20 protein-coding genes are annotated in these 19606 nt (G+C 66.2%); 8 read left to right on the top strand and 12 right to left on the bottom strand.

Annotated features, from left to right (window positions below):
- Nucleotides 1-4 precede the first annotated feature (4 nt).
- From AC1ROC_RS06695 to AC1ROC_RS06685, 3 genes are read right to left on the bottom strand one after another with little or no spacing between them, the layout of a single operon-like run.
- Nucleotides 5-835 carry a carbohydrate ABC transporter permease gene (locus AC1ROC_RS06695; protein WP_085368912.1) on the bottom strand — a complete coding sequence of 277 codons (831 nt, stop codon included), beginning with the start codon at nucleotides 833-835 and terminating at the stop codon, nucleotides 5-7.
- On the bottom strand, nucleotides 832-1794 hold the full coding sequence (locus AC1ROC_RS06690; RefSeq protein WP_168690120.1) for a carbohydrate ABC transporter permease: 963 nt from the start codon (nucleotides 1792-1794) through the stop codon (nucleotides 832-834). The genes AC1ROC_RS06695 and AC1ROC_RS06690 overlap by 4 nt, the downstream gene beginning before the upstream one ends.
- Nucleotides 1795-1800: 6 nt before the next feature.
- Nucleotides 1801-3111 (bottom strand): ABC transporter substrate-binding protein, encoded by a 1311-nt coding sequence (locus AC1ROC_RS06685; protein ID WP_492998998.1) that lies wholly within the window; start codon nucleotides 3109-3111, stop codon nucleotides 1801-1803.
- A gap of 206 nt (nucleotides 3112-3317) precedes the next feature.
- Here AC1ROC_RS06685 and AC1ROC_RS06680 point away from each other — a divergent pair, with 206 nt between their 5' ends.
- Nucleotides 3318-4352, top strand: a complete 1035-nt coding sequence (locus AC1ROC_RS06680; protein WP_085368910.1) for a LacI family DNA-binding transcriptional regulator — start codon at nucleotides 3318-3320, stop codon at nucleotides 4350-4352.
- Nucleotides 4353-4396: 44 nt separating this feature from the next.
- On the opposite strand, the gene AC1ROC_RS06675 is transcribed toward AC1ROC_RS06680, so the two are convergent.
- Nucleotides 4397-5746, bottom strand: a complete 1350-nt coding sequence (locus AC1ROC_RS06675) for an MFS transporter (RefSeq protein WP_492998996.1) — start codon at nucleotides 5744-5746, stop codon at nucleotides 4397-4399.
- Nucleotides 5747-5972: 226 nt separating this feature from the next.
- On the opposite strand from AC1ROC_RS06675, the gene AC1ROC_RS06670 reads away from it, so the two are divergent.
- On the top strand, nucleotides 5973-6380 hold the full coding sequence (locus AC1ROC_RS06670) for a hypothetical protein (protein WP_492998994.1): 408 nt from the start codon (nucleotides 5973-5975) through the stop codon (nucleotides 6378-6380).
- A gap of 190 nt (nucleotides 6381-6570) precedes the next feature.
- Here AC1ROC_RS06670 and AC1ROC_RS06665 read toward each other — a convergent pair whose 3' ends face one another.
- From AC1ROC_RS06665 to AC1ROC_RS06650, 4 genes are read right to left on the bottom strand one after another with little or no spacing between them, the layout of a single operon-like run.
- Nucleotides 6571-8061 (bottom strand): hypothetical protein, encoded by a 1491-nt coding sequence (locus AC1ROC_RS06665; protein WP_492998992.1) that lies wholly within the window; start codon nucleotides 8059-8061, stop codon nucleotides 6571-6573.
- On the bottom strand, nucleotides 8061-8351 hold the full coding sequence (locus AC1ROC_RS06660; RefSeq protein WP_492998990.1) for a hypothetical protein: 291 nt from the start codon (nucleotides 8349-8351) through the stop codon (nucleotides 8061-8063). The genes AC1ROC_RS06665 and AC1ROC_RS06660 overlap by 1 nt, the downstream gene beginning before the upstream one ends.
- Nucleotides 8344-9120 carry an ABC transporter ATP-binding protein gene (locus tag AC1ROC_RS06655; RefSeq protein WP_492998988.1) on the bottom strand — a complete coding sequence of 259 codons (777 nt, stop codon included), beginning with the start codon at nucleotides 9118-9120 and terminating at the stop codon, nucleotides 8344-8346. The genes AC1ROC_RS06660 and AC1ROC_RS06655 overlap by 8 nt, the downstream gene beginning before the upstream one ends.
- Nucleotides 9121-9149: 29 nt before the next feature.
- Entirely contained in the window at nucleotides 9150-9398 is a 249-nt protein-coding gene (locus AC1ROC_RS06650) for a hypothetical protein (RefSeq protein ID WP_492998986.1), read from the bottom strand.
- Between the two features lie 530 nt (nucleotides 9399-9928).
- On the opposite strand from AC1ROC_RS06650, the gene AC1ROC_RS06645 reads away from it, so the two are divergent.
- Complete coding sequence (locus AC1ROC_RS06645; RefSeq protein ID WP_492999992.1) at nucleotides 9929-10276, top strand: substrate-binding domain-containing protein; 348 nt, start codon at nucleotides 9929-9931, stop codon at nucleotides 10274-10276.
- A 54-nt stretch (nucleotides 10277-10330) separates the two neighbouring features.
- Here AC1ROC_RS06645 and AC1ROC_RS06640 read toward each other — a convergent pair whose 3' ends face one another.
- The 3 genes from AC1ROC_RS06640 to AC1ROC_RS06630 are packed head-to-tail and all read right to left on the bottom strand — an operon-like array spanning nucleotide 10331 to nucleotide 12922.
- Complete coding sequence (locus tag AC1ROC_RS06640) at nucleotides 10331-10963, bottom strand: response regulator transcription factor (RefSeq protein WP_085368908.1); 633 nt, start codon at nucleotides 10961-10963, stop codon at nucleotides 10331-10333.
- Complete coding sequence (locus AC1ROC_RS06635) at nucleotides 10960-12006, bottom strand: sensor histidine kinase (RefSeq protein ID WP_492998984.1); 1047 nt, start codon at nucleotides 12004-12006, stop codon at nucleotides 10960-10962. The genes AC1ROC_RS06640 and AC1ROC_RS06635 overlap by 4 nt, the downstream gene beginning before the upstream one ends.
- Nucleotides 12007-12019: 13 nt before the next feature.
- Nucleotides 12020-12922 (bottom strand): UbiA family prenyltransferase, encoded by a 903-nt coding sequence (locus AC1ROC_RS06630; protein ID WP_492998982.1) that lies wholly within the window; start codon nucleotides 12920-12922, stop codon nucleotides 12020-12022.
- Nucleotides 12923-13291: 369 nt separating this feature from the next.
- Here AC1ROC_RS06630 and AC1ROC_RS06625 point away from each other — a divergent pair, with 369 nt between their 5' ends.
- Nucleotides 13292-14335, top strand: coding sequence for a LacI family DNA-binding transcriptional regulator (locus AC1ROC_RS06625; protein WP_085368905.1), 1044 nt, complete (start codon nucleotides 13292-13294; stop codon nucleotides 14333-14335).
- 9 nt (nucleotides 14336-14344) lie between these two features.
- Here AC1ROC_RS06625 and AC1ROC_RS06620 read toward each other — a convergent pair whose 3' ends face one another.
- On the bottom strand, nucleotides 14345-14944 hold the full coding sequence (locus tag AC1ROC_RS06620) for a gamma carbonic anhydrase family protein (RefSeq protein WP_085368904.1): 600 nt from the start codon (nucleotides 14942-14944) through the stop codon (nucleotides 14345-14347).
- A 167-nt stretch (nucleotides 14945-15111) separates the two neighbouring features.
- Here AC1ROC_RS06620 and AC1ROC_RS06615 point away from each other — a divergent pair, with 167 nt between their 5' ends.
- The 4 genes from AC1ROC_RS06615 to AC1ROC_RS06600 all read left to right on the top strand — a co-directional run bounded on the left by AC1ROC_RS06615 (nucleotide 15112) and on the right by AC1ROC_RS06600 (nucleotide 19603).
- On the top strand, nucleotides 15112-16374 hold the full coding sequence (locus tag AC1ROC_RS06615) for an ABC transporter substrate-binding protein (RefSeq protein WP_492998979.1): 1263 nt from the start codon (nucleotides 15112-15114) through the stop codon (nucleotides 16372-16374).
- A gap of 93 nt (nucleotides 16375-16467) precedes the next feature.
- Entirely contained in the window at nucleotides 16468-17418 is a 951-nt protein-coding gene (locus AC1ROC_RS06610) for a carbohydrate ABC transporter permease (RefSeq protein ID WP_085368902.1), read from the top strand.
- Nucleotides 17418-18296 carry a carbohydrate ABC transporter permease gene (locus AC1ROC_RS06605; RefSeq protein ID WP_085368901.1) on the top strand — a complete coding sequence of 293 codons (879 nt, stop codon included), beginning with the start codon at nucleotides 17418-17420 and terminating at the stop codon, nucleotides 18294-18296. The genes AC1ROC_RS06610 and AC1ROC_RS06605 overlap by 1 nt, the downstream gene beginning before the upstream one ends.
- Before the next feature lie 5 nt (nucleotides 18297-18301).
- Complete coding sequence (locus tag AC1ROC_RS06600; protein ID WP_085368942.1) at nucleotides 18302-19603, top strand: family 1 glycosylhydrolase; 1302 nt, start codon at nucleotides 18302-18304, stop codon at nucleotides 19601-19603.
- Nucleotides 19604-19606 lie beyond the last annotated feature (3 nt).

Here is a 19606-nt window from a genome sequence, read left to right as displayed (position 1 = left end):
GGGCTCAGCGACCCGCCAGCGACCCGCCGATGCCTCCGACGCTGAAGTAGCGGTTCAGGAAGGCGAAGATCAGGATGGGCGGCACCATCATCACGACCGCCACCGTCATCACCGGTCCCCAGTCCGTGGCGTTCTGCTGGAAGAAGGTCTGCAGGCCGATCGGCAGTGTGTAGTTCTGTTCGGAGCGGAGGAAGATCACCGCGACGAGGTAGTCGTTCCAGGAGAGCAGGAACGAGAAGATCGCCGTCGACAGGATGCCGGGGAGCGAGTTGCGGAGCACGATCCGGAGGAACCCGGTGAAAACCGAACAGCCGTCCATCCAGGCCGCCTCCTCGAGCGCCATCGGGATGGAGTCGAAGTACGCCGCCATCATCCAGGTCGCCACCGCCAGGGTGCCGCCCACGTACAGGATGATGATGCCGCCGAGGCTGTCCACCAGCCCCAGGTTCGCGAACAGGATGAACAGCGGGATGATCGAGGTGATCACCGGCAGCGACTGGATCACGAACAGGCCGAGCGAGTATCCGGAGACCAGGCGCCCGCGTCCGCGAGACAGGACGTATCCGGCAGGGGCGGCGACCACGATCGCGACGACGACGGTGATGAGAGCGACCAGGACGCTGTTGCCCAGCCAGGCGGCGACCCCGGTCTCCGAGAACACCGTCGCGTAGTTGTCGAGGGTGAGTCCCTGCGTGCTGCTGCCGAAGGCCGGCTGCAGGGAGAGGAAGATCACGGCGGCGAGCGGAACGAGCACGAGAGCGGCGATCAGGAGCAGGGCGGAGAACCGCAGCCACTGGATGCGCCCTCCTGTCGTCTCGGCGGTGGTGGTGGTCACGAGATGTCGACCTTTCGAATCCGTCGGTAGAGGAACACGGAGATCACGACGAGCACGAGCGTCATCAGGAAGGCGATCGCCACCCCGGGCCCGGTCTGGAAGTTCTGGAAGACCGTCGAGTACGCGAGCACGACGAGCGTCTGCGTCGACTGCAGCGGGCCGCCCCCGGTGAGGAGGAAGACCGTGGGGAAGTCGTTGACGCAGAAGATGGTCATCAGGATCCAGCTGATGAAGGTGGAGCGCGAGATCATCGGCAGCGTGATGTGGCGGAACGTCTGCCAGGGTCCTGCGCCATCCACCCGGGACGCCTCATAGACGTTGGCGTCCACCGACGCGAGCGCCGAGCTCATCATCATCATCATGAACGGGAAGCTGATCCACACCTTGAAGATGCACACGGTGATCTGCGCGAGCGTCGGGTCGGCGAGGAACAGGGTGTCGCCGAGACCGAGCGCTTTGGTCAGCATCGGCAGGGGGCTCTGCGGCGTCGCGACGAGCCAGTTCCAGGACATCGCGGAGACGACGATCGGCACGACCCAGGGGAGCAGGAGCAGCACCTTGAAGATGCCGCCGCCCGGGGTGCGCGGCCGGAGCAGCAGGGCGAGCGCGAGTCCGATCGCCCAGCTGCCGAAGACGCCGACGATCGTGAAGACCACCGTGAACTGCGCCGCCCGCCAGAACTCGGGCGACTGCAGCACCGTGACGTAGTTGGCCAGGCCGACGAACTCGCCCGCGTCGATGAGGTCGCCGTTCCGCAGAGACTGCAGGGCGGCGTAGACAACGGGATAGGCGTTCAGCAGGACGAGCAGGATGAGCGAGGGGAGCGCGAACAGCAGCAGCGTCCACGAGACGCTGAAGCGGCGGCGGGGACGTCCGGCGCCGGGTGGGCGGCCACGGCCGGACGAGCCGACCCCGCTGCGCGCCCTGTCGACGGATCGCCGCAGAGTTTCGGTGGACATCGCCACTCACTTCATCCCGGCGGTGATGGCCTTCTGCAGGGTGCTGAGCGCATCCTTCGGAGTGACCTTGAGCGAGAGGATGCTCTGCGCGAACGTCGACATGGCCGGGGTGCTGTCCACGAGGGCGACGTTGGGGAAGAGCGCGTCGTTCCCCGGGGCGGCCCACGTCTTGCAGACGGGCTGCCAGACGTCGACCATCTTGGCCGCGTTCGCATCCGCGCGGAACTCCGGGGTCTCGGCGATCGAGCGCAGCACGGGGAGGCCTGCTCCCGTGCTCGTTGTCCAGAGCTGCTTCATGTTCTGGTAGTAGTAGGTCAGGAACGCCTCGGAGCCCTTCTGGCTGGGGGTGTTCTTGTACATCATGATGTTGTTCGGGAAGTAGAGCGCGCCCTTGGTGCCGTTCGCGCTGACCAGCGGGTCGCCGACTCTCATGTCGTCCTGGACCGTCCCGCCGAGGATCTGGGCGAGGGACGGCGCCTCGAACCCCATCGCGAACTTGTCGTTCTTCCACTGCGCCTGCGCGTTGCTGCTGGAGTAGCTCACGCTGCCGGGGTCCATGTAGCCCTTCTTCACCATTTCGACGATGAACTCGAGCGCCTGGATGTTCTGCGGCGTCACGCAGTTCGGCTTCTGGTCGTGGTCGAAGAGCCCTCCGCCGTTGTTGATCATCAGCCCGACGATGCCCTGCGCGCCGTTGCCCTGTGCGCCGGCCGCGATCCCGTAGCCGAAGATGCCGATCTTCTTGAGCGCCTCGCAGACGTCCAGGTACGACTGCCAGTCGGTGGGCGGCTCGACGCCGGCCTTCTCGAGCAGCGACTTGCGGTACCAGAGGACGCGCATGTCGAGGTTGTACGGGAGGGCGACGTACCCGCGCGACGTCTTCATCGTGTCGAGGAGGCCGGGGAGGAAGTCGTCGTACAGGCCGTTCGACTTCCACGACTCGAGCAGGTGGTCCGCGTACGCGATCCGGTTCTGCTGCGAGAACTGGAACGCCTGCGTTCCGCTTCCGCTGCTGACCGCCGGGCCCGTGTTGGATGCGACCGCCGAGGCGAACGTGGTGGTGAAGTTCGCCCACTGCACGGCCTGGTAGCTTGCGGAGGGGAGCCCGCTCTTCGGCTTGTATCCGAGGGTGATCTTCTTGTCGAGCGGAGTGAACTGGGTGTTCCCCCACGGCATGTTCCAGAACTTGATCGCTCCCGAACCACCTCCTCCACCGGCCGGTGCGCACGCCGCGAGCGCGGCGAGAACGGCGACTCCTCCGGCGCCGGCGAGCAGTCCGCGGCGGGAGACCGTCAGGGGGTTGTCGAACCCGGGCATCGTCTTCTCCATTCCCGGCAGCTTTGCCGGTGGTCATCGTTGAGTGATGGAGTGCCGACCCGCCGGCCCCTGGAGTGCAAGAAATTGCGCAAAAGAAGCATTCAGGGCGAAGCGACGGTGCGATCCTCGCACAGTCAATACAACGGATGCAACCGATTCAGATCGCGAAAACTTGCGCAAGTTGATTGTATGTATATGCTCTGATCATGTCCCCAGAGAAGAAACGGGAGCGGCAGCCGACCCTGTCGGACGTCGCCACCGTTGCCGGCACGAGCGTGCCGACGGTCTCGAAAGTTCTGCGGGGCGGAACGGACATCTCTCCGGCCACGCGAGACAGGGTGATGTCCGCGATCCGGGAGGTCGGATACGCGAAAGGCGCCCCGCGCCCACGGGCCAGGCCGGTCTCCTCCGAGGCTCCACCGCTCATCGACCTGGTCGTCAACCACGTCGACGGCAGCTGGGCCAACCGGGTGCTGGTCGGCGTGGAACGGGCGGCCGCCGCCGCCAACGTCGACGTGGTCATCACCATCGCCCGCGGGGACGGCGACTGGGTCTCCCGCCTGCTCCGGCGGCCGTCGCAGGGCGCCGTCATCGTGCTCGTCGATCCGACGGATGCGCAGCTCGCCGCCCTGTCGGCCGGCGGCGTCCCCGTCGTCCTCGTCACGCCGATGAGCAGGCCGGCCGCGCCGGTGCCGAGCGTCGGCGTCACCAACTGGGAGGGCGGTCGCACCGCGGCAGAGCACCTGCTGGAGCTCGGCCACACCAGCTTCGGCGTCATCGGCGGCGGACGAGACCACCTCTACAACACGGCCAGGATCGACGGCTTCCGCTCCGCCCTCCGCGAAGCGGGAGTGGCAGAGCCGGCCGTCGCGTTCGCCGACTGGAGCAGGCCACTGGCCGCCGAGCGTGCCGTCGAGCTGCTCTCGGCCGACGACCGGCCCACTGCCGTCTTCGCCTGCTCCGACTTGATGGCGCTCGGCGTGTACGACGCAGCGCGCTCGCTCGGCCTGAGCATCCCGGGCGACCTCAGCGTCGTCGGCTTCGACGACGGCCCGGAGGCCGAGTGGGCGACGCCCGCGATCACCACGGTGCACCAGCCGGTCGCCGAGATGGGTGCAGGCGCCGTCGGCCTCCTCTTCCAAACCCGCCAGACCCACCCAGACGACGAGCCCTCCCGTCCACCCCGCATCGAACTCTCCACCACCCTCATCCCGCGCGACTCCACCGCGAGACACCACTAACTGTCGCGAAACGCCCGGAATGCGCCGCAGTTACCGGCATCTCGCTAGGCCGTCTCGTATTCCCGGGAGAGCATCCGGTACGAGCGGGTGAGGAACGCCCCTGCCCCGAGCAGCACCATCACGAGACCGGAGACCAGGAAGACGAACGCGATGCCCCGGGTGTCGCCCTCCCCGAGCAGCCAGCCCCACGTCGCCTGCCCGTCGTCGCCGGCCATGTACGGGATGATGACGAACTGCGCGATCGGCGCGATCAGGAACGCCGTGATCGGTGCGGCGGCGGACTCCATCGCCTGAGCGAACCCGAACACGCGCCCCTGGCGCCGGAACGTCACCACCTTCTGGATCACCGTCTGCTCCGCCGCCTCGACCACGGGGATCAGCGTCATGTACAGCCAGATGCCGAGCGCGTACAGCCACCACCACTCCCGGATGGTGAACAGCGCACCCAGGACCCCCATCGCGATCACCACGAGCAGCATCGTGCGGATCGGGTTCGCGCCCAGCCCGAACTTCGCGACCAGCAGGCCGCCGATGATGAACCCCGTCGCCGTGACGGCGAGGACGATGCCCCACGCCTCCACCCGGAACAGTTCGAGCCCGTACGGGTCCATCAGCGCCAGATAGACGCCGCCGATCAGGTTGTTGAACGTGGAGAACACGATGAGCGCGAACAGGTCGGGCGCGCTGCGGATCGCCGCGATGCTGCCGCGGAGGTCGATGCCGGGCGGCTTCTCCCCGTCCGCGTGCGGTGCGTCCTCCGGGATGCGCAGGAACAGCAGGTGCAGCAGCGCCAGCCCGGTGACCGCGATGGCGATGACGAGCGTCCAGCCCATCCCGAGCATCCCGATGGCCAGACCGCTGAACACGCTGGTGACGATGAAGGCGAGCCCCTGCACCGTGCCGACCAGTCCGTTGGCGTTGGCGTGGCGCTCCACCGGGATGAGCAGGGTCACCGTGGTCGACAGCGCGATGTTGCGCATGTTCTCGATCACCGATCCGAACAGGATGATGCCGGCGAACACCCAGAACATCGGCCCGCCGAGGTCGAGCAGCGTCGACTCGGGGTAGAGCAGGTAGAAGACCCCGGCGATGCAGAACGACACCAGGGTGACGGCGCTCGCCACCACCATCACGGCGTGCTTGCGGTAGCGGTCGACGATCGAGCCGAACAGGATGGAGAACACGGCGACCAGCAGCATGTACGCACCGCCGACGATGCCGGTCGCGAGCACGGAGCGCGTCTCCAGGTACACCCAGAACGTGAGCGCGAACCAGAGGAAGCTCGTCGTGACGTTGGCGATCATCGTGTTGACGAGCACCTGCATGAACGTGCGGGTGCCGCCCGCCGGTGGGGAGGCGGACGTGACTGACGCGGCTGCTGACGGCTCCGTCATGCTGTCGAGGCTACGGGACGCGGCCGGTCCTGTCACCGGGTCGCGGCGTGTATTGAGCGGCGGCTGGTCCAGACGACGCGCCATGCAGGCAGAATCCAGGATCGGGCCGTGGGCCGAGACCTGGTGATCCCTCCTAGGCGTCGATCTGTCTTGATGCGCTCACGAGGTTAGGGTATGTCCCCCAAAAGTTTGCGCCGTCTCCGGCCGGGAGTGCGAGCGTCAGTGCATGGCCGAGCGCGATCGCCAGCCAGGCAAGGTAGGGAATCGGCGCGTACAACATGACGGGTATGCACAGGATGGCTACTGCAAGTGGCGCGATTGGACCGGCGGCGATAACCCACCGATCGGCAATCCGCGGGAGCACTGGTCGAATGAGATAACAACGCACGCCACTGCGCACGAGGTAGCCTGGACCAGCAGTGGAGAACAGCCGATAAGCGACAACGTGACCAGCTTCGTGCACAACCACGGAGACCAAGAACATCGCGAGTACGCAGGCGAGGGCGACGAATGCGCCCGATTTAGTGACGAGAGCGAGAGCGATAAGCCCTATCTCGCTGGCGGCTCCCATCTTCATCCCGGCGATATTGTGGCCAATGGAGTGAAGCGCGCCTCTCGCTACTCCCTCCGGTAACCGCCTGCTTCGGTATTGGGGCAATGCGATCGGCAATCGGAGCTGTCCGACCATGAGATACCGATGCTCGCTTATCAGTCCATACTGATACGCAAGCGCATATTGGCCCAGCGGGATGCGAACTCCCAAGTCGTCACTCACCCAGGCTCCCGCCTCCGCTCGCACTCCCTCAGTGCGGGACCAGTACCTTCTATGCGCGACGAACATCGTCTGCCGTGTGGTTTGCTGCAACCATCCGGTAGGTGCCAAGAAGCGCGATGGCGACTATGACTGTGACAGCGCTCATGGCCATCACTTCATTGGATTGCGCGACCAACGAGAGCGTCGTGGTCGTGCCGATGTAGATGATGGCCGCAGAGAAGCCGGCAATCGCGATGGACAGCGGTTGCTCATCCGTGTATGGCACGAGCGTTCCAGCGAGCAACGCTGCACTAAAGGCCAGTAGTGCCCTCGACAGAATCGCTGGCAGATCGCCAACCGCAACCAGTTGAAGAGCCAATTCGGCTCCAATGGCGGGGATGCTGATGGCACTCGAAAGAGCGAGATAACCGACGAGCTTCGGAAATATCCACCACGACCTCCTAGCTAGCAAATGGATACCGACCCAATGAGTTCGGAGGGTCCGACCTACCGCGTACACGCTGAGATAAAAAGGCATGACCGGAACCGACGTCGCCAAAGGTCGTGCAATGTCGTGAAGCAAGGGATTAGCGACCATGCACTGTACGACTGCAATCGCAGCGATGAGGGCTAGTACCGTCGTTACTGCCTGCGGAGACCGAACGGCCACCAGCACGTCCGCCCATACTGATGCACCGAACGGACCGTGAAAAGGTCGCGTCCGCGTGAAGAGTCGAATTGTCGACGGGCCGTCGCCTTGTCCATGAAGCGCAGCCGATGCAAGAGTCAGAACGGCCGCAATAATCGCCCAGACTGAAACGCCGATGATTGCCGCCACGTCGGGGTTTGCGACCGTGTTGGCTGCGATGCGATTTGGCAGCATCATGCGCCATGAGACTGCTTCTTCCCGAATTGGTCCCAGCGCGAAGACATCGCCGATCATCGAGAGGATTCCGAGCGCGATGACCGCACCTGCCGCGAGCGTGGCGCTGTACTGCTGGGGCAGTCCAAGGAACCTTCGGAGAAGTCCGCTCACGATCGTGAACAATGACACCGCTGTTAGCTGTACAACCAGAACGAGCACCGCAAGCGCGACGGCTGCCACGCTCACGCGGACCGGGTCACCGTACATTTTGGCGACGAGAACTAGTGCGACGGTCGAGAGCGCGCCACTGAGCACGAATCCCAGACACAGCAGGGGCGCCAACTGTCCAGCCATCGCCAGGCGTCGACTAATCGGAAGCATTTCAAGCAGTGTCTGCAGGGCTGTCCGTGCTGGCATCGTGACACAGAGGATCGCCGATACAAGCGTTGTGGTTAGTACGGCATTCCCAAATGCCGTGAAGAGGATATTCTTTCGCAGTTCCAGAGGGATAGCGGAGGAAAGCTGGCTGGCTGTAGCGAATCCAAGGACAAGGCCGAAAACGCACGCGAGGACGGTTCCGCCAATAGTGATGAGGGTCAGCTTTCGCTGACTGACGCGGAAAAGGCTGGCGACTTCACGCGTCCAAAGCTTTACCGTCGCGCGTGCAACAGTCGACGCCAACATCACTGAGTGCACTAGGCGAGTTCCTTATGTGAAGTCTTTCGGGATCGAAGGAGCGAGCTGAGCACTGAAAGGGTTGCGATCGCCAGAATGACTCCGACCATCCCGATACCGTTCGGCTCGAAGTTGAGTGCGGGCAGGTCGTTTTCCACTGTGAACCATGACGTGAACACGCCGGGGATGGTGACTGTGTCCTTCGACATCCACGCGAGGCCGACACTTGCGGCGATGCAGATCACGAGGATGGATGCTCCCCCGATGGTTCCGACGAGAGCTGCGAACAGGGCGTTGACGAATTTAGGCATGCTTTGTACTTCCAAAGAGGGTTTCGATTGATTCGCGCCGAGCATCATTGTCCTGCTCTCGCCCGGTGAACCGGAGGAAAACATCCTCCAAGCTATGTGATCCCGACTGGCGGTCGATGAGTTCCGACGGGCTGCCTAAAGCAACCGTGATGCCGTCATTCAGGATCGTGACTTCGTCGCAATCGCGTTGTGCTCGGAGCATGTCATGAGTCGCGATCAGCACGGAGCGGCCGCCAGATGCAAAGGAGACGATGAGGTCGCGGAGCACGGCAGAAGACTCTGGGTCCAACCCTCTGTACGGCTCGTCGAGGATAAGGGCTCGGGGCATATGCATGGTCGCGGCCACAATCTGTATTTTCCGTCTCATTCCGTGCGAGTACTCCGTGAGTTGCCGGTTGAGGTCGTTGTCGAGGCCTAGGGCTCGAACAAGCACGCGCGCGTGCTCCCCGTCCTTGCGCTTTCGCATCGCGTCGTGAAACTCGAGGTACTCCCTGCCCGTGAGCGCGCCGGGCAGGGGGAGATCGTCCGGGGCGAAACCCACCTGGTTTCGTGAGGCTTTGGCTGATATCGGTTTCCCGCAAACGACGACATCACCGGAAGTGGGATCGAGGAGGCCGGTGATGATGTGGAGACTGGTCGTCTTGCCGGAACCGTTCGGTCCAAGGAGTCCGTGTATCTTTCCTCGCTTCAAGGACAACGAGAAATCGCTGAGAACTCTCTTGCCACGATATGTCTTCGAAATATCGAATGCATCTAGCGTTACCGTCATCGTTCCAGTCTCCACATCGTCACAGTGCGCTACTTAGCGCAGTACACCTTCCACGTTCCCCCGGTGCTGAAGCTCGGCATATCCACGGCGGGATAGGCACCCTGACCTTGGCAGGCAGCCCACCAGGCCACCGCGAGGCCTGCCACGATGACGATGGCGATGGCGATCACGACGAGGAATACCCACCTATCGACGCGAACGCGTCCAAGCTGAATCGCCGCCGTTCCGCTTGCTGGCCGAAGGGTGGTGCGGGCGCCAGGGATAGACAGTGCACTCATACTTTTTCCTTCTCTTACTTGTAGCTCGAAGCCCCGGTTGTGGCCTCGTACTCGCACGTCTTCGCAACACGCGAGCGGGACTCATTACGAAACGTCAGATGAATCGCTATAAATTAGAAATGTCTAACTCAGATTGCAATGTCTATCACGAGTTTATTGGTTTAAGATATAGAATTCATAACACTTGTAGCGTTGAATGCGTCGAGTTGAGCCGGACGGCCATGGAGGGAAACTTCGTTCGGAGTATTCCCGAAAGCTCGCGCTGTTGATGAGCATTTCCGCCAATGAGCGCGGAGAGCCGCTCGCCTACGCGGGCATTGCCGTGGCGCTTCGTGACCGGGGCCTCGCTTAGTCGCGAGCTCGATGGTCGTACCTGCTTCATGGAAACGGTCCGCGTATCACGCAGCAACCTTGTTGAAAGCGCGGCGTGCGCTAGCAGCACTCGCGAATGAAGGTCATCGCGGCTCGCGAGCTGGGGTGTTCTCGAAGCCGCTTCGAGCAACTATTGAGCCACACCTTGGAGCAGGGCGCTGGCCGCCGAGCGCGCCGTCGAGCTGCTCTCGGGCGACGACCGGCCCACTGCCGTCTTCGCCTGCTCCGACCTGATGGCGCTCGGCGTGTACGACGCAGCGCGCTCGCTCGGCCTGAGCATCCCGGGCGACCTCAGCGTCGTCGGCTTCGACGACGGCCCGGAGGCCGAGTGGGCGACGCCCGCGATCACCACGGTGCACCAGCCGGTCGCCGAGATGGGAGCGGGCGCCGTCGGCCTCCTCTTCCAAACCCGCCAGACCCACCCAGACGACGAGCCCTCCCGTCCACCCCGCATCGAACTCTCCACCACCCTCATCCCGCGCGACTCCACCGCGAGACACCACTAACTGTCGCGAAACGCCCGGGATGCGCCGCAGTTGCCGGTATCTCGCTGCGCCGCCTCAGGGCGCGTAAGGGGCGGGGCCGTCGAGCAGGCCGAGTCGGGCCGCCTTGCGCACGGCGTCGATGCGGGAGGTGGCGCCGAGCTTGAGGTACATGTTGGTGGTGTGGCGCTTCACGGTGCCCTCCGCGATGTGCAGCTGCAGGCTGATGTCGCGGTTCGTGTACGCCTGCGCGATCATCCGGAGCACCTCGAGTTCGCGGCTGGTCAGGATGGCGTTACCGCCCGCATCCACGTCGTCTCCCGCCGGATGCGGGGTGGCTGGCGCGGGTCGCGCGCCGGAGACGATCATCGAGAGGTCCTCCCCGCTGATCTTCTTGGTGACGTAGTGACTCGCCCCCGCGCGCAGCAGCTGCCGTTCCAGGGCGACGTCGTTGTGCATGGTGAGCACGACCACCGCCACCTGGGGGTGGTCCCTCCGGATGCGCGTGATGGTCTGCTCGGCGGGGATGCCGGGCAGCTCGACGTCGAGCAGGAGCACGTCGGGCGCGCTGTCCGCGACGAGCCGGAGAGCGTCGTAGCTCGTTCCGCCCTCTCCGACGATGTCGAACGCGCTCTCCAGCAGCGCCCGGATGCCCTGCCGGAACAGGCTGTGGTCGTCGATGATCACGATGCTGCGACGTTCCGCCGTCATAGGCCGGCCTCCTGAACGGGGATGGTGAGCTCGACCCTCGTACCGACGCCGGGGCCGGGGTCGATGGTGAGGTCGGCCCCGATGAGCTCCGCGCGCTCCTGCGCGGCGACCAGCCCGAGAGCGCCGGAGCGGATCCTGTCGTGCTCGAACCCGCGACCGTCGTCGCGCACCGACAGCAGCACGCTCTCCGGCCGCCAGGTGGAGCGCACGACGATGCTGTCGGCGTCGGAGTGGCGGCGGGCGTTGTGGATGGCCTCGCGCACGATGATGAACGCCTCCTCCTGCGTTCCGGTGCCCAGCCGGAACGGCTGCCCGTCCAGCTCGACGATCACCGGAGGTCCAGCTTCGTCGAGGTCGGCGACGTAGTCGTCGAGCGCTTCGTCGAGCCGCTTGTCTCCCACGAAGTGCCGCAGATCCCTGGCGATGGCCCTTGTCTCGTCGAGCGCGCCGTCGAACAGGACCATGCCCTCCGCCAGCCTGGCCTGGGCGGCGCTGCCCTCCGGGTCGGAGAGGCCGCTGAGGTCGACGCGCTGCATCCCGGCCGCGATGCTGTGCGCGACCCTGTCGTGCAGCTCGCGGGAGATGCCGAGCCGCTCCTCGCTGTGCGCTACGGCGAGCCGTTCCAGCAGCACGTTCACGTATGCGACGGAGGCGGGGATGACGTTGCCCATGATGGATGCGTTGAGCGCCCTGGCGATCTCGTCGTTCCCCACGAGGTGGCCCACCGCATCCACCAGCACGCTGAGCGCCTCGTCGAACAGCAGCGTCGCTGCCTTGAGGCTGTCTACTGGATGCACGTTCTGGCGGGCCCGCTGCTCGCCCACCTCCGCTCCGCGCGACGCCTGCCGCGGCTCGGAGGGCGGCAGCAGCCCGAGGGACGCGAAGGTCTGAGCGAGGATGCGCTGCACCTGCGCCAGGAACTCGGCCTCGATGTACGAGTCGGAGACGAGGACGCTGTCCGCCGAACGCAGGGCGCTGGTCACGCGCTCCACGACGGCGGCGCGCGCCTCGGCGAGGTCGGCGTCGATCGGTCTCGTAGTCATCCTGTGCTTTCTATCACGGCGTGGCCGCCAGGCCCACGGCGAGCAGGTTGACCGTGTACTGCGACACCATGAATGCGCGATACGGCCGTCGCTGCGCACGCCGGTCCTGTCCGCGTCCGGCGATCGACAGGCCGCTGACGGCGACGGCGCACGGGCCGAGCGCTGCCAGCGACAGCAGAGCGGGATTGAGCGCGGCGGCCAGCACGCCCAGCCCGCCGATCGCCGCCGACCCGGTGGCGACGGCCACCCGCGCCGCCCGTTCGCCCAGTACGATCGGCAGCGTCCGCCGCCCGGCGATCCTGTCCCCGACGGCGTCGCCGAAGTCTTTCGCGTGCCCGACCACCGCGATCCACAGCGCCATCACCACCGCGAATACGGGCACGGCGGACGGGATGGTGCCGTGGAACGCCTCCGCGCCGGCCAGATAGGTGAGCAAGCCACCGGATGCGGCCACCGCCAGGGCGGGAACCGCCCACTTCTTCGCGGCGTGAGTACCGAGCGAGTACGCGAGGCCGAGGGTCAGCATCAGGACGACGAGCAGTACGAACACCAGGGTGACGTGCACGGCGATGCTGAGCGACGCGACGGCGAGCACCACGCACCACGAGCCGGCCGCGTTCGTCGTGAGCGCTCCGGATGCGAGCGGTCGGTGCGACCCGTTCGCCCGGTCCCCGGCGATGTCGCTGATGCCGTTCACGAGGTAGACCACCCACACGGCCAGGAACCACGACGCGCCCCCGACCACCGCTCTGACGACCGGGATCTCCCCGCCGAACGCCAGCATCCCGCCCACCAGGAACCGCAGGTTGAACACCCACAGCACGATGGGCCGTGCTTCGGTGTACGACCAGCAGAGGGTACGCAGGACGGAGAGGGGCCCGCTCGCCTCTGCGCGGACCCCGATGGTTCGGGTCACCCGCTCATCATGCGTACGCCGCAGCCCGCAGCACGATGCCGGAGACTACGACCAAAGTCACATCTTTGCCGCCCGCGCCTCCGGATATGCGACCAAAGTGGCATTTCGCTCGCCGTGGAGAGTTCGTACGTTAAGGGGGAGTGGCTTATTCGGCTTCGCCACTCTGGCACCGATGGCGCTACGTCTCGGGTGGCGCATGCGCGTCGCGCCGTATTGGGGGGAGCGGTCAGACACTGGGTGAATACACCCGGTGTCTGACCGGGGGCCCCGGGCGGCGCGCTGAGAGGCCGAATCGGGCGATCCTTGACGTCGTGACGGCAACGTGTGCGAAGCTAGCAACGTTGTAAATCCGTCCGAGGGAGGCGCCAGGTGGTCGCGACGCTGAAGGATGTCGCCGGGGCGGCCGGTGTCTCCGTGAAGACCGTGTCCAACGTCGTCAACGGGTACGAGTTCGTCAAGGCGTCGACGAGGGAGCGCGTCCTCTCCGCCATCGAGGAGCTCGGCTACCAGCCGAATCTGGCCGCGCGGAATCTGCGCGCGGGCCGCACCGGGGTGATCGGTCTCGCCGTCCCCTCCCTCAGCTTCAGCTACTTCGCCGAGCTGGCGGACGCCGTGCTCGAGGCGTCACGCAAGCTCGGCTTCGTCACCCTGATCGAGCAGACGGGCGGCGACCGGGATGCGGAACTCGAGCTGCTGCGCGGGTCGCGGCTGTCCATGCTCGACGGCCTGCTGTTCTCCCCGCTCGGCATGTCGACCGACGACGCGGACTCCCTGAACGTCGACTACCCGCTGGTGCTGCTCGGCGAGCGCATCTTCGGCGGCCCGACCGACCACGTCGTCATGCAGAACGTCAACGGCGGGTATGCGGCCACCGCGCATCTCATCGACTCCGGCCGGCGGCGCATCGCCGTGCTCGGCGCGCACGTCGCCGAGCGGGTCGGCTCCGCGTCCCTGCGGCTGGAGGGGTACCGTCGGGCGCTCGCGGATGCCGGCATCGACACCGGGGACGAGCTGGTCGTGTTCCGGGAGGGCTGGCACCGCACGGACGGCGCGGCAGCGACGCGCGAGCTGCTGGATTCCGGCACACCGTTCGACGCGATCTTCGCACTCAACGACGAACTCGCCCTCGGCGCCCTGCGCGTGCTGCACCAGGACAACGTGCGGGTGCCGGACGACGTCGCGGTGATCGGGTTCGACAACCTCATCGAAGGTCAGTTCGCGATGCCGAGCTTGAGCACCATCGACCCCGGCCGCGCCGACATCGCCGAGCGCGCCGTCGCAGCGCTCATCGAGCGCATCGGCGACCGTGACGGGCACATCGGAGCGCCCAGGATGATCGAGGTGCCGTTCACCACGGTCGCCAGGGAGTCCACCCTGTCGATGTCGGCGGTCACGTCGGCGCACAGCAGCTGACGGACGGGGTCAGTGCGGGTCGACGGCCTGGTCGGCGGAATGCGCACCGTAGAAATCGGATTGCTTCCGCATGATCGTCCGCATCCCCGCATCCGGCCCGACACCGTAGACGGTGCCGGTGAAGTCCAGTCCGCGCTGGATCGCCCAGATCTCGTCGTGACGGTCCGGCGGGAGGATGACCGCCGGGTCTCCGACGGCGACCCAGCCGATCGGGACGACGGCGCCGGGCTGCAGCGTCGTGTTGACCTGCACGACGCCGTGGATGCGGACCTCGGCTCCCGCAGCGACGGTGCTTCCGGGGAAGAGCGCTGCGCCGGTCGCGATGAACGCCTCGTCGCCCACCGTGCTCCCGTTGATGTGCGCGTGCGGACCGATCATCACGGCGGCGCCGACCAGCGCGGGATGCTCGGCCCTGCCCCGGATGACGGCGTGCTCCATGACGACGGTGTCCTCGCCGATGACGACTTCGCCGTCTTCTGCGCTGATCACAGCGCCGTGCAGGATGCGGGCGCCCGCCGCGATCCGGACGTTCCCCACGATGACGGCCGTCGACGCCACGAAGGCGGCGGGGTCGATCGAGGGTTCGGCATCGCGGTGTCTGACGAGCATTCGGCGACTCCATTCGTCGGTCGCGCCATCGAGGGCGTGAGACGCTAACGATACCGAACGTTGACATCCGGAAATGGTTCTTTCTATAATCCGATACAACGTTGAAAATTCAACGTTGTAAAAACCCGTGGATCGACGCCGTCGTCGGTCACTCTGAGAGGCATTCAATGAAGAAACTCATCGCGGCCGTCGCGCTCGCGGCGGGGGCGGCCGTCGCGCTGGCGGGCTGCTCAGGCTCCGGCACCGGCTCATCGTCCTCCTCCCACGTCGATCTGACCTTCTGGCACGGATACACCGAGGCAGACGGCAAGGTCCTCGATCAGATCGTCGACGACTTCAACAAGTCGCAGAAGAACATCACGATCAAGACCACCACCAAGACCTGGGCCGTCATCGGCGACACCCTCCTCCCGGCGCTCAGCGCGAAGAAGGGCCCGGACATCGTCGCCCTCCCCGCAGAGAACCTCCCCGTCTACGCCAGCAAGGGCGCGTTCGCGAAGCTCGACGACTTCTACGCGTCCGACAGCATCAAGAGCGCCAACCTCAACCCGCGCGCCGTCGAGATGGTGAAGGTCGACGGCTCGTACTTCGGCGTGCCGACCGGCTTCGTCCCGCTCTCCGTCATCTACAACAAGGGCCTGTTCGAGAAAGCCGGCATCACCACCTTCCCGGTCACCTGGGACGAGTGGGTCGCCGACGCCAAGAAGTTGACCGTCGACGAGAACGGCGACGGCACGCCGGAGCAGTACGGCCTCGCGCTGCCCGACCACGCCACCGTCGGCAACGGCGTCTGGGCCAGCCTGTTCTACGGCAACGGCGGAGACATCGTGAAGAGCGGCAAGTCCGTCGTCGACTCCGCCGCCAACGTGGAGACCCTGAAGTTCTGGTCGAACGCGGTCACCACCGGGCACATCTCGCCCACCGGACTCGACGGCGTCGCGTCCGACAAGCTGTTCAGCTCCGGCAAGGCCGCGATGGAGATCGGCGGCCCGTGGATGGCAGGGGTCGCGGCAGACGCGAAGATCGACTGGGGCATCGCGGGCATCCCCGCCGGCCCGAAGGAGCAGGCGGCGTCGGCCATCGGCATCAGCGCGGCCGTGACCGCGCAGGCCGACTCGACCAAGCAGGCTGCGGCCAAGAAGTTCTTCGACTACTTCTTCACCAAAGAGGTCGCGACGAAGTGGTCCCTCGGCTCCGGCTGGCCGCCCCTGCGCACCGACATCCCCGCCTCCGACGTGTCGTCGAACCCGGTGGTCGCGGCGCTGACGGCCATCTCGGGAACCGCCCGTCCGCTGCTGCCCGGCGTGGCCAACAGTGTGGATGTGCTCTCGGCGGTCGACGAGGCGACGCAGAAGTCGCTCGCGGGGGGAGACCCCAGCGATCTGCTGAGCGCGGCGTCCACCAAGGTCGCCCAAGCGCTGAGCAAATAGGCGCTGAGCAAGCGCTGAGCACGTAACAGAGCAGTTCCGACAACCCGGTAGCCGCCGCCCGTCCGGCGCGGCGGCTACCGCTGTGGAGACACCATGACAACGACCGTCAGACCACCCAAACGGGCCTACCGGCCTCCGGCGCCCCTCGGGGGTCGCGGACCGATCAGGACGCGCAAGGGATCGGCCCGCATCGCGCTGATCTTCCTGCTGCCGGCGCTGATCATCCTCACCGCCTTCGTCGCCTGGCCGATGCTCTCGGCGCTCCGCACGTCGTTCACCGACAGCAGCGGGTTCGGGCCGGAGCAGTGGGTGGGCTTCGGCAACTACGTCGAGATCTTCACGAACCCGAGCATCCTGGGCACGCTGTCGACCACCGCCCTCTACGCCGTGCTGTTCACGCCGACCGCGCTGATCGGGGCGCTCGCCCTCGCGCTGCTGCTCAACAACCCCCGGCTGGCCGGGCGCGGGTTCTTCCGCACGGCGTTGTTCGTGCCGTTCATCGTCTCGCTCGCGGTCGCCGCCTTCGCGTGGTCGTACCTGCTCGACCCGCAGGTCGGGCTCCTCAACTTCTGGTTGCGGTCGGTCGGGATCCAGCTCGGCAACGTCCTGCAGGACCCCGTGCTCGCCATGCCGACGGTCGTGCTGGTGGCCGTGTGGAAGAGCTTCGGCTTCTACATGGTGATCTTCATCGCCGGACTGCAGGAGATCCCGGTGAGCCTGTACGAGGCGGCCCGCATCGACGGTGCGGGCGCCTGGAAGCGGTTCACCAACATCACGCTGCCGCAGCTGAGCAACACGCTCGCCTTCGTCGTGATCTTCGCCATGATCGCCGCGCTGCAGGCGTTCGACCAGATCTACGTGATGACGGGAGGCGGCCCGTACCGCAGCACCCAGACCGTCGTCATGGAGATCTACCAGGAGGGCTTCAAGAAGCTCGACCTCGGCCTCGCGTCCGCCCTGTCGTACGTGCTGCTGCTGGCGACGCTGATCCTCAGCCTGGTGCAGTTCCGCTTCTTCGGCCGTCGTGAAAAGGACCTCAGCTGATGACCACTTCGACCATCCAGAACCGACGGGGAACGCTCACGCGGCCAGGCCTGCGCGTCGGCAAGCGCGCATCCAAATGGCTGCTGTTCGCGGCAGTGCTCGCGCTGACGCTGATCGTGCTGCTGCCCGTGATCGTCATCGTCTTCACGGCGTTCAAGCCGTCCTCCGAGATCAACGCGTACCCTCCGACGCTCGCGCCGGGCGCCTGGACGCTCGACAACTTCACGCGCATCTTCGCCGACCTGCCGTTCGCGAGGCTATTCCTGAACAGCTTCGTGTTCGCGGGAGGGGTGACGCTGTTCGCCCTCGTCTTCGACTCGCTGGCGGCGTACGCCCTGGCGCGGCTGGACTTCCGCGGGAACAGGGTGCTCCTGATCGTGATCGTCGCGAGCCTGATGATCCCGTTCCAGGCGACGCTCATCCCGATCTACCAGCTGGTCGGCAACCTCGGGCTGGTGAACACGTTCGCCGGGCTCATCCTGCCGCGCGCCGCGGACGCGTTCGGGATCTTCTTCCTCCGCCAGTTCTTCATCGCCCTCCCGCGCGACCTCGACAACGCGGCGCGCATCGACGGCGCGAGCGAGTTCCGGGTGTTCCGCAGCGTCGTGCTGCCGAACGCGCTTCCCGCCCTGCTCACGCTCGGCATCTTCACCTTCGTGAACAACTGGAACGACCTGCTCTGGCCGCTGGTCTTCACGACGACGCCGGAGATGGGAACCGTCACGTCGGGGCTCACGCTGCTGACCGGGCCGAGCGGGATCATCCCGTACGGCACGATGATGGCCGGCTCGCTGATCGCAGTGCTGCCCCTCGCCATCCTGTTCCTGATCGTCCAGCGCCGGTTCATCGAATCGGTCGCGACAACCGGATTGAAGTGACCGGCATGACCCGACAGACCCCTCGCTGGTTCGAGGACGGCCGCCTGCGTTTCGCGCTCGGCATCGAGGACACCTTCGTGCCGCAGACGCGGCCGGGCGAGCGTGCCATCGACGAATACGAGCTGACAGAGCACTACGAACGGTTCGACGACGACTTCCGGCTCGCGGCCGGGGTCGGTGCTGAGCTGCTGCGCTGGGGCGTGCCCTGGTACCGCGTCGCACCGGAGCCAGGACGCTGGGACTGGTCGTGGACCGACCGCGCGCTGGCGAGCATGGCGGACGCCGGGCTGCGGCCGATCGTCGACCTGCTGCACTACGGAACGCCCACCTGGCTGGACGACCAGTTCGCGCATCCGGACTATCCGCAGCAGGTCGCCGAGTACGCCGTCCGGTTCGCCGAGCGCTACGCCGACGTCGCACAGGACTACACGCCGGTGAACGAGCCGGTGATCCACGCGCTGTTCGCCGGCGAGTACGCGTACTGGCCTCCGTACCTCTCCGGTGCGCGCGGCTTCACCACCATCGCGGCCAACCTCGCGCGCGGCTTCGTGCACACGCAGCTCGGCATCGCAGAGGTGCTGCCCGGCGCATCCTTCGTCCACGTGGATGCGGCGATGACGTTCGTCGGCGCGGACACGGCCCCCGAACACGCGGAGGAGGCGGAGCGGCTCTCCGAGCAGGTGCACCTGGTGGAGGACCTCGTCACGGGCCGGGTGGACGACGGCCATCCGCTCGCCGTCGGCCTCCGCGCCAACGGGCTGAGCGACGACGACCTCGCCTGGTTCGCCGAGCACATCGTGCGGCCGGATGTGATGGGCGTCAACTACTACCCGCGCCACTCCACCGAGCTGTTCGAGGCGGGCGTGCACCACGCGGGCGGCTTCGCCGACCCCCGGCCATCGGTCGACAGGGGCGCCGCCGGGCTCCGGGATGCGCTGCAGTCGTACGCCGACCGGTACGGAGCGCCCGTCATGGTCACCGAGACCTGCGTCACCGGAAGCGTCGAGGAACGCATCGCCTGGCTCGACGACTCCGTCGCGCTCGTGCACCGGATGCGCGCGGAGGGGACAGACATCGTCGGCTACACCTGGTGGCCTCTCTTCGACATGTACGAGTGGACCTGGCGGCACAGCGAGAACCCGCGCGCCGACCACCTGCTCACGATGGGCCTCTACGACCTCGTCGAGACCGGCGACGGTCTCCTCCGCTCCCGGAACCCGGTCGCCGACCGCTATCGGCACCACGCCACGTCCGACCTGTCCGCCCTTCCCGCCCCGTCCGCCAGCCGCCTCACGCCGAACCCGTAACGG

Source organism: Leifsonia sp. GW821-FHT13C05 (genome assembly GCF_058806515.1).
Note: the sequence above shows the minus strand (reverse complement) of the source record. Positions and strands in the feature narration are given on the sequence as shown.

Coding starts and splice junctions, on each gene's coding strand:
- AC1ROC_RS06690 (WP_168690120.1), bottom strand. CDS start 1,794: ATGTCCACCGAAACTCTGCGGCGATCCGTCGACAGGGCGCGCAGCGGG.
- AC1ROC_RS06685 (WP_492998998.1), bottom strand. CDS start 3,111: ATGCCCGGGTTCGACAACCCCCTGACGGTCTCCCGCCGCGGACTGCTC.
- AC1ROC_RS06680 (WP_085368910.1), top strand. CDS start 3,318: ATGTCCCCAGAGAAGAAACGGGAGCGGCAGCCGACCCTGTCGGACGTC.
- AC1ROC_RS06675 (WP_492998996.1), bottom strand. CDS start 5,746: ATGACGGAGCCGTCAGCAGCCGCGTCAGTCACGTCCGCCTCCCCACCG.
- AC1ROC_RS06670 (WP_492998994.1), top strand. CDS start 5,973: ATGGCCGAGCGCGATCGCCAGCCAGGCAAGGTAGGGAATCGGCGCGTA.
- AC1ROC_RS06660 (WP_492998990.1), bottom strand. CDS start 8,351: ATGCCTAAATTCGTCAACGCCCTGTTCGCAGCTCTCGTCGGAACCATC.
- AC1ROC_RS06655 (WP_492998988.1), bottom strand. CDS start 9,120: ATGACGGTAACGCTAGATGCATTCGATATTTCGAAGACATATCGTGGC.
- AC1ROC_RS06650 (WP_492998986.1), bottom strand. CDS start 9,398: ATGAGTGCACTGTCTATCCCTGGCGCCCGCACCACCCTTCGGCCAGCA.
- AC1ROC_RS06640 (WP_085368908.1), bottom strand. CDS start 10,963: ATGACGGCGGAACGTCGCAGCATCGTGATCATCGACGACCACAGCCTG.
- AC1ROC_RS06635 (WP_492998984.1), bottom strand. CDS start 12,006: ATGACTACGAGACCGATCGACGCCGACCTCGCCGAGGCGCGCGCCGCC.
- AC1ROC_RS06620 (WP_085368904.1), bottom strand. CDS start 14,944: ATGCTCGTCAGACACCGCGATGCCGAACCCTCGATCGACCCCGCCGCC.
- AC1ROC_RS06615 (WP_492998979.1), top strand. CDS start 15,112: ATGAAGAAACTCATCGCGGCCGTCGCGCTCGCGGCGGGGGCGGCCGTC.
- AC1ROC_RS06610 (WP_085368902.1), top strand. CDS start 16,468: ATGACAACGACCGTCAGACCACCCAAACGGGCCTACCGGCCTCCGGCG.
- AC1ROC_RS06605 (WP_085368901.1), top strand. CDS start 17,418: ATGACCACTTCGACCATCCAGAACCGACGGGGAACGCTCACGCGGCCA.
- AC1ROC_RS06600 (WP_085368942.1), top strand. CDS start 18,302: ATGACCCGACAGACCCCTCGCTGGTTCGAGGACGGCCGCCTGCGTTTC.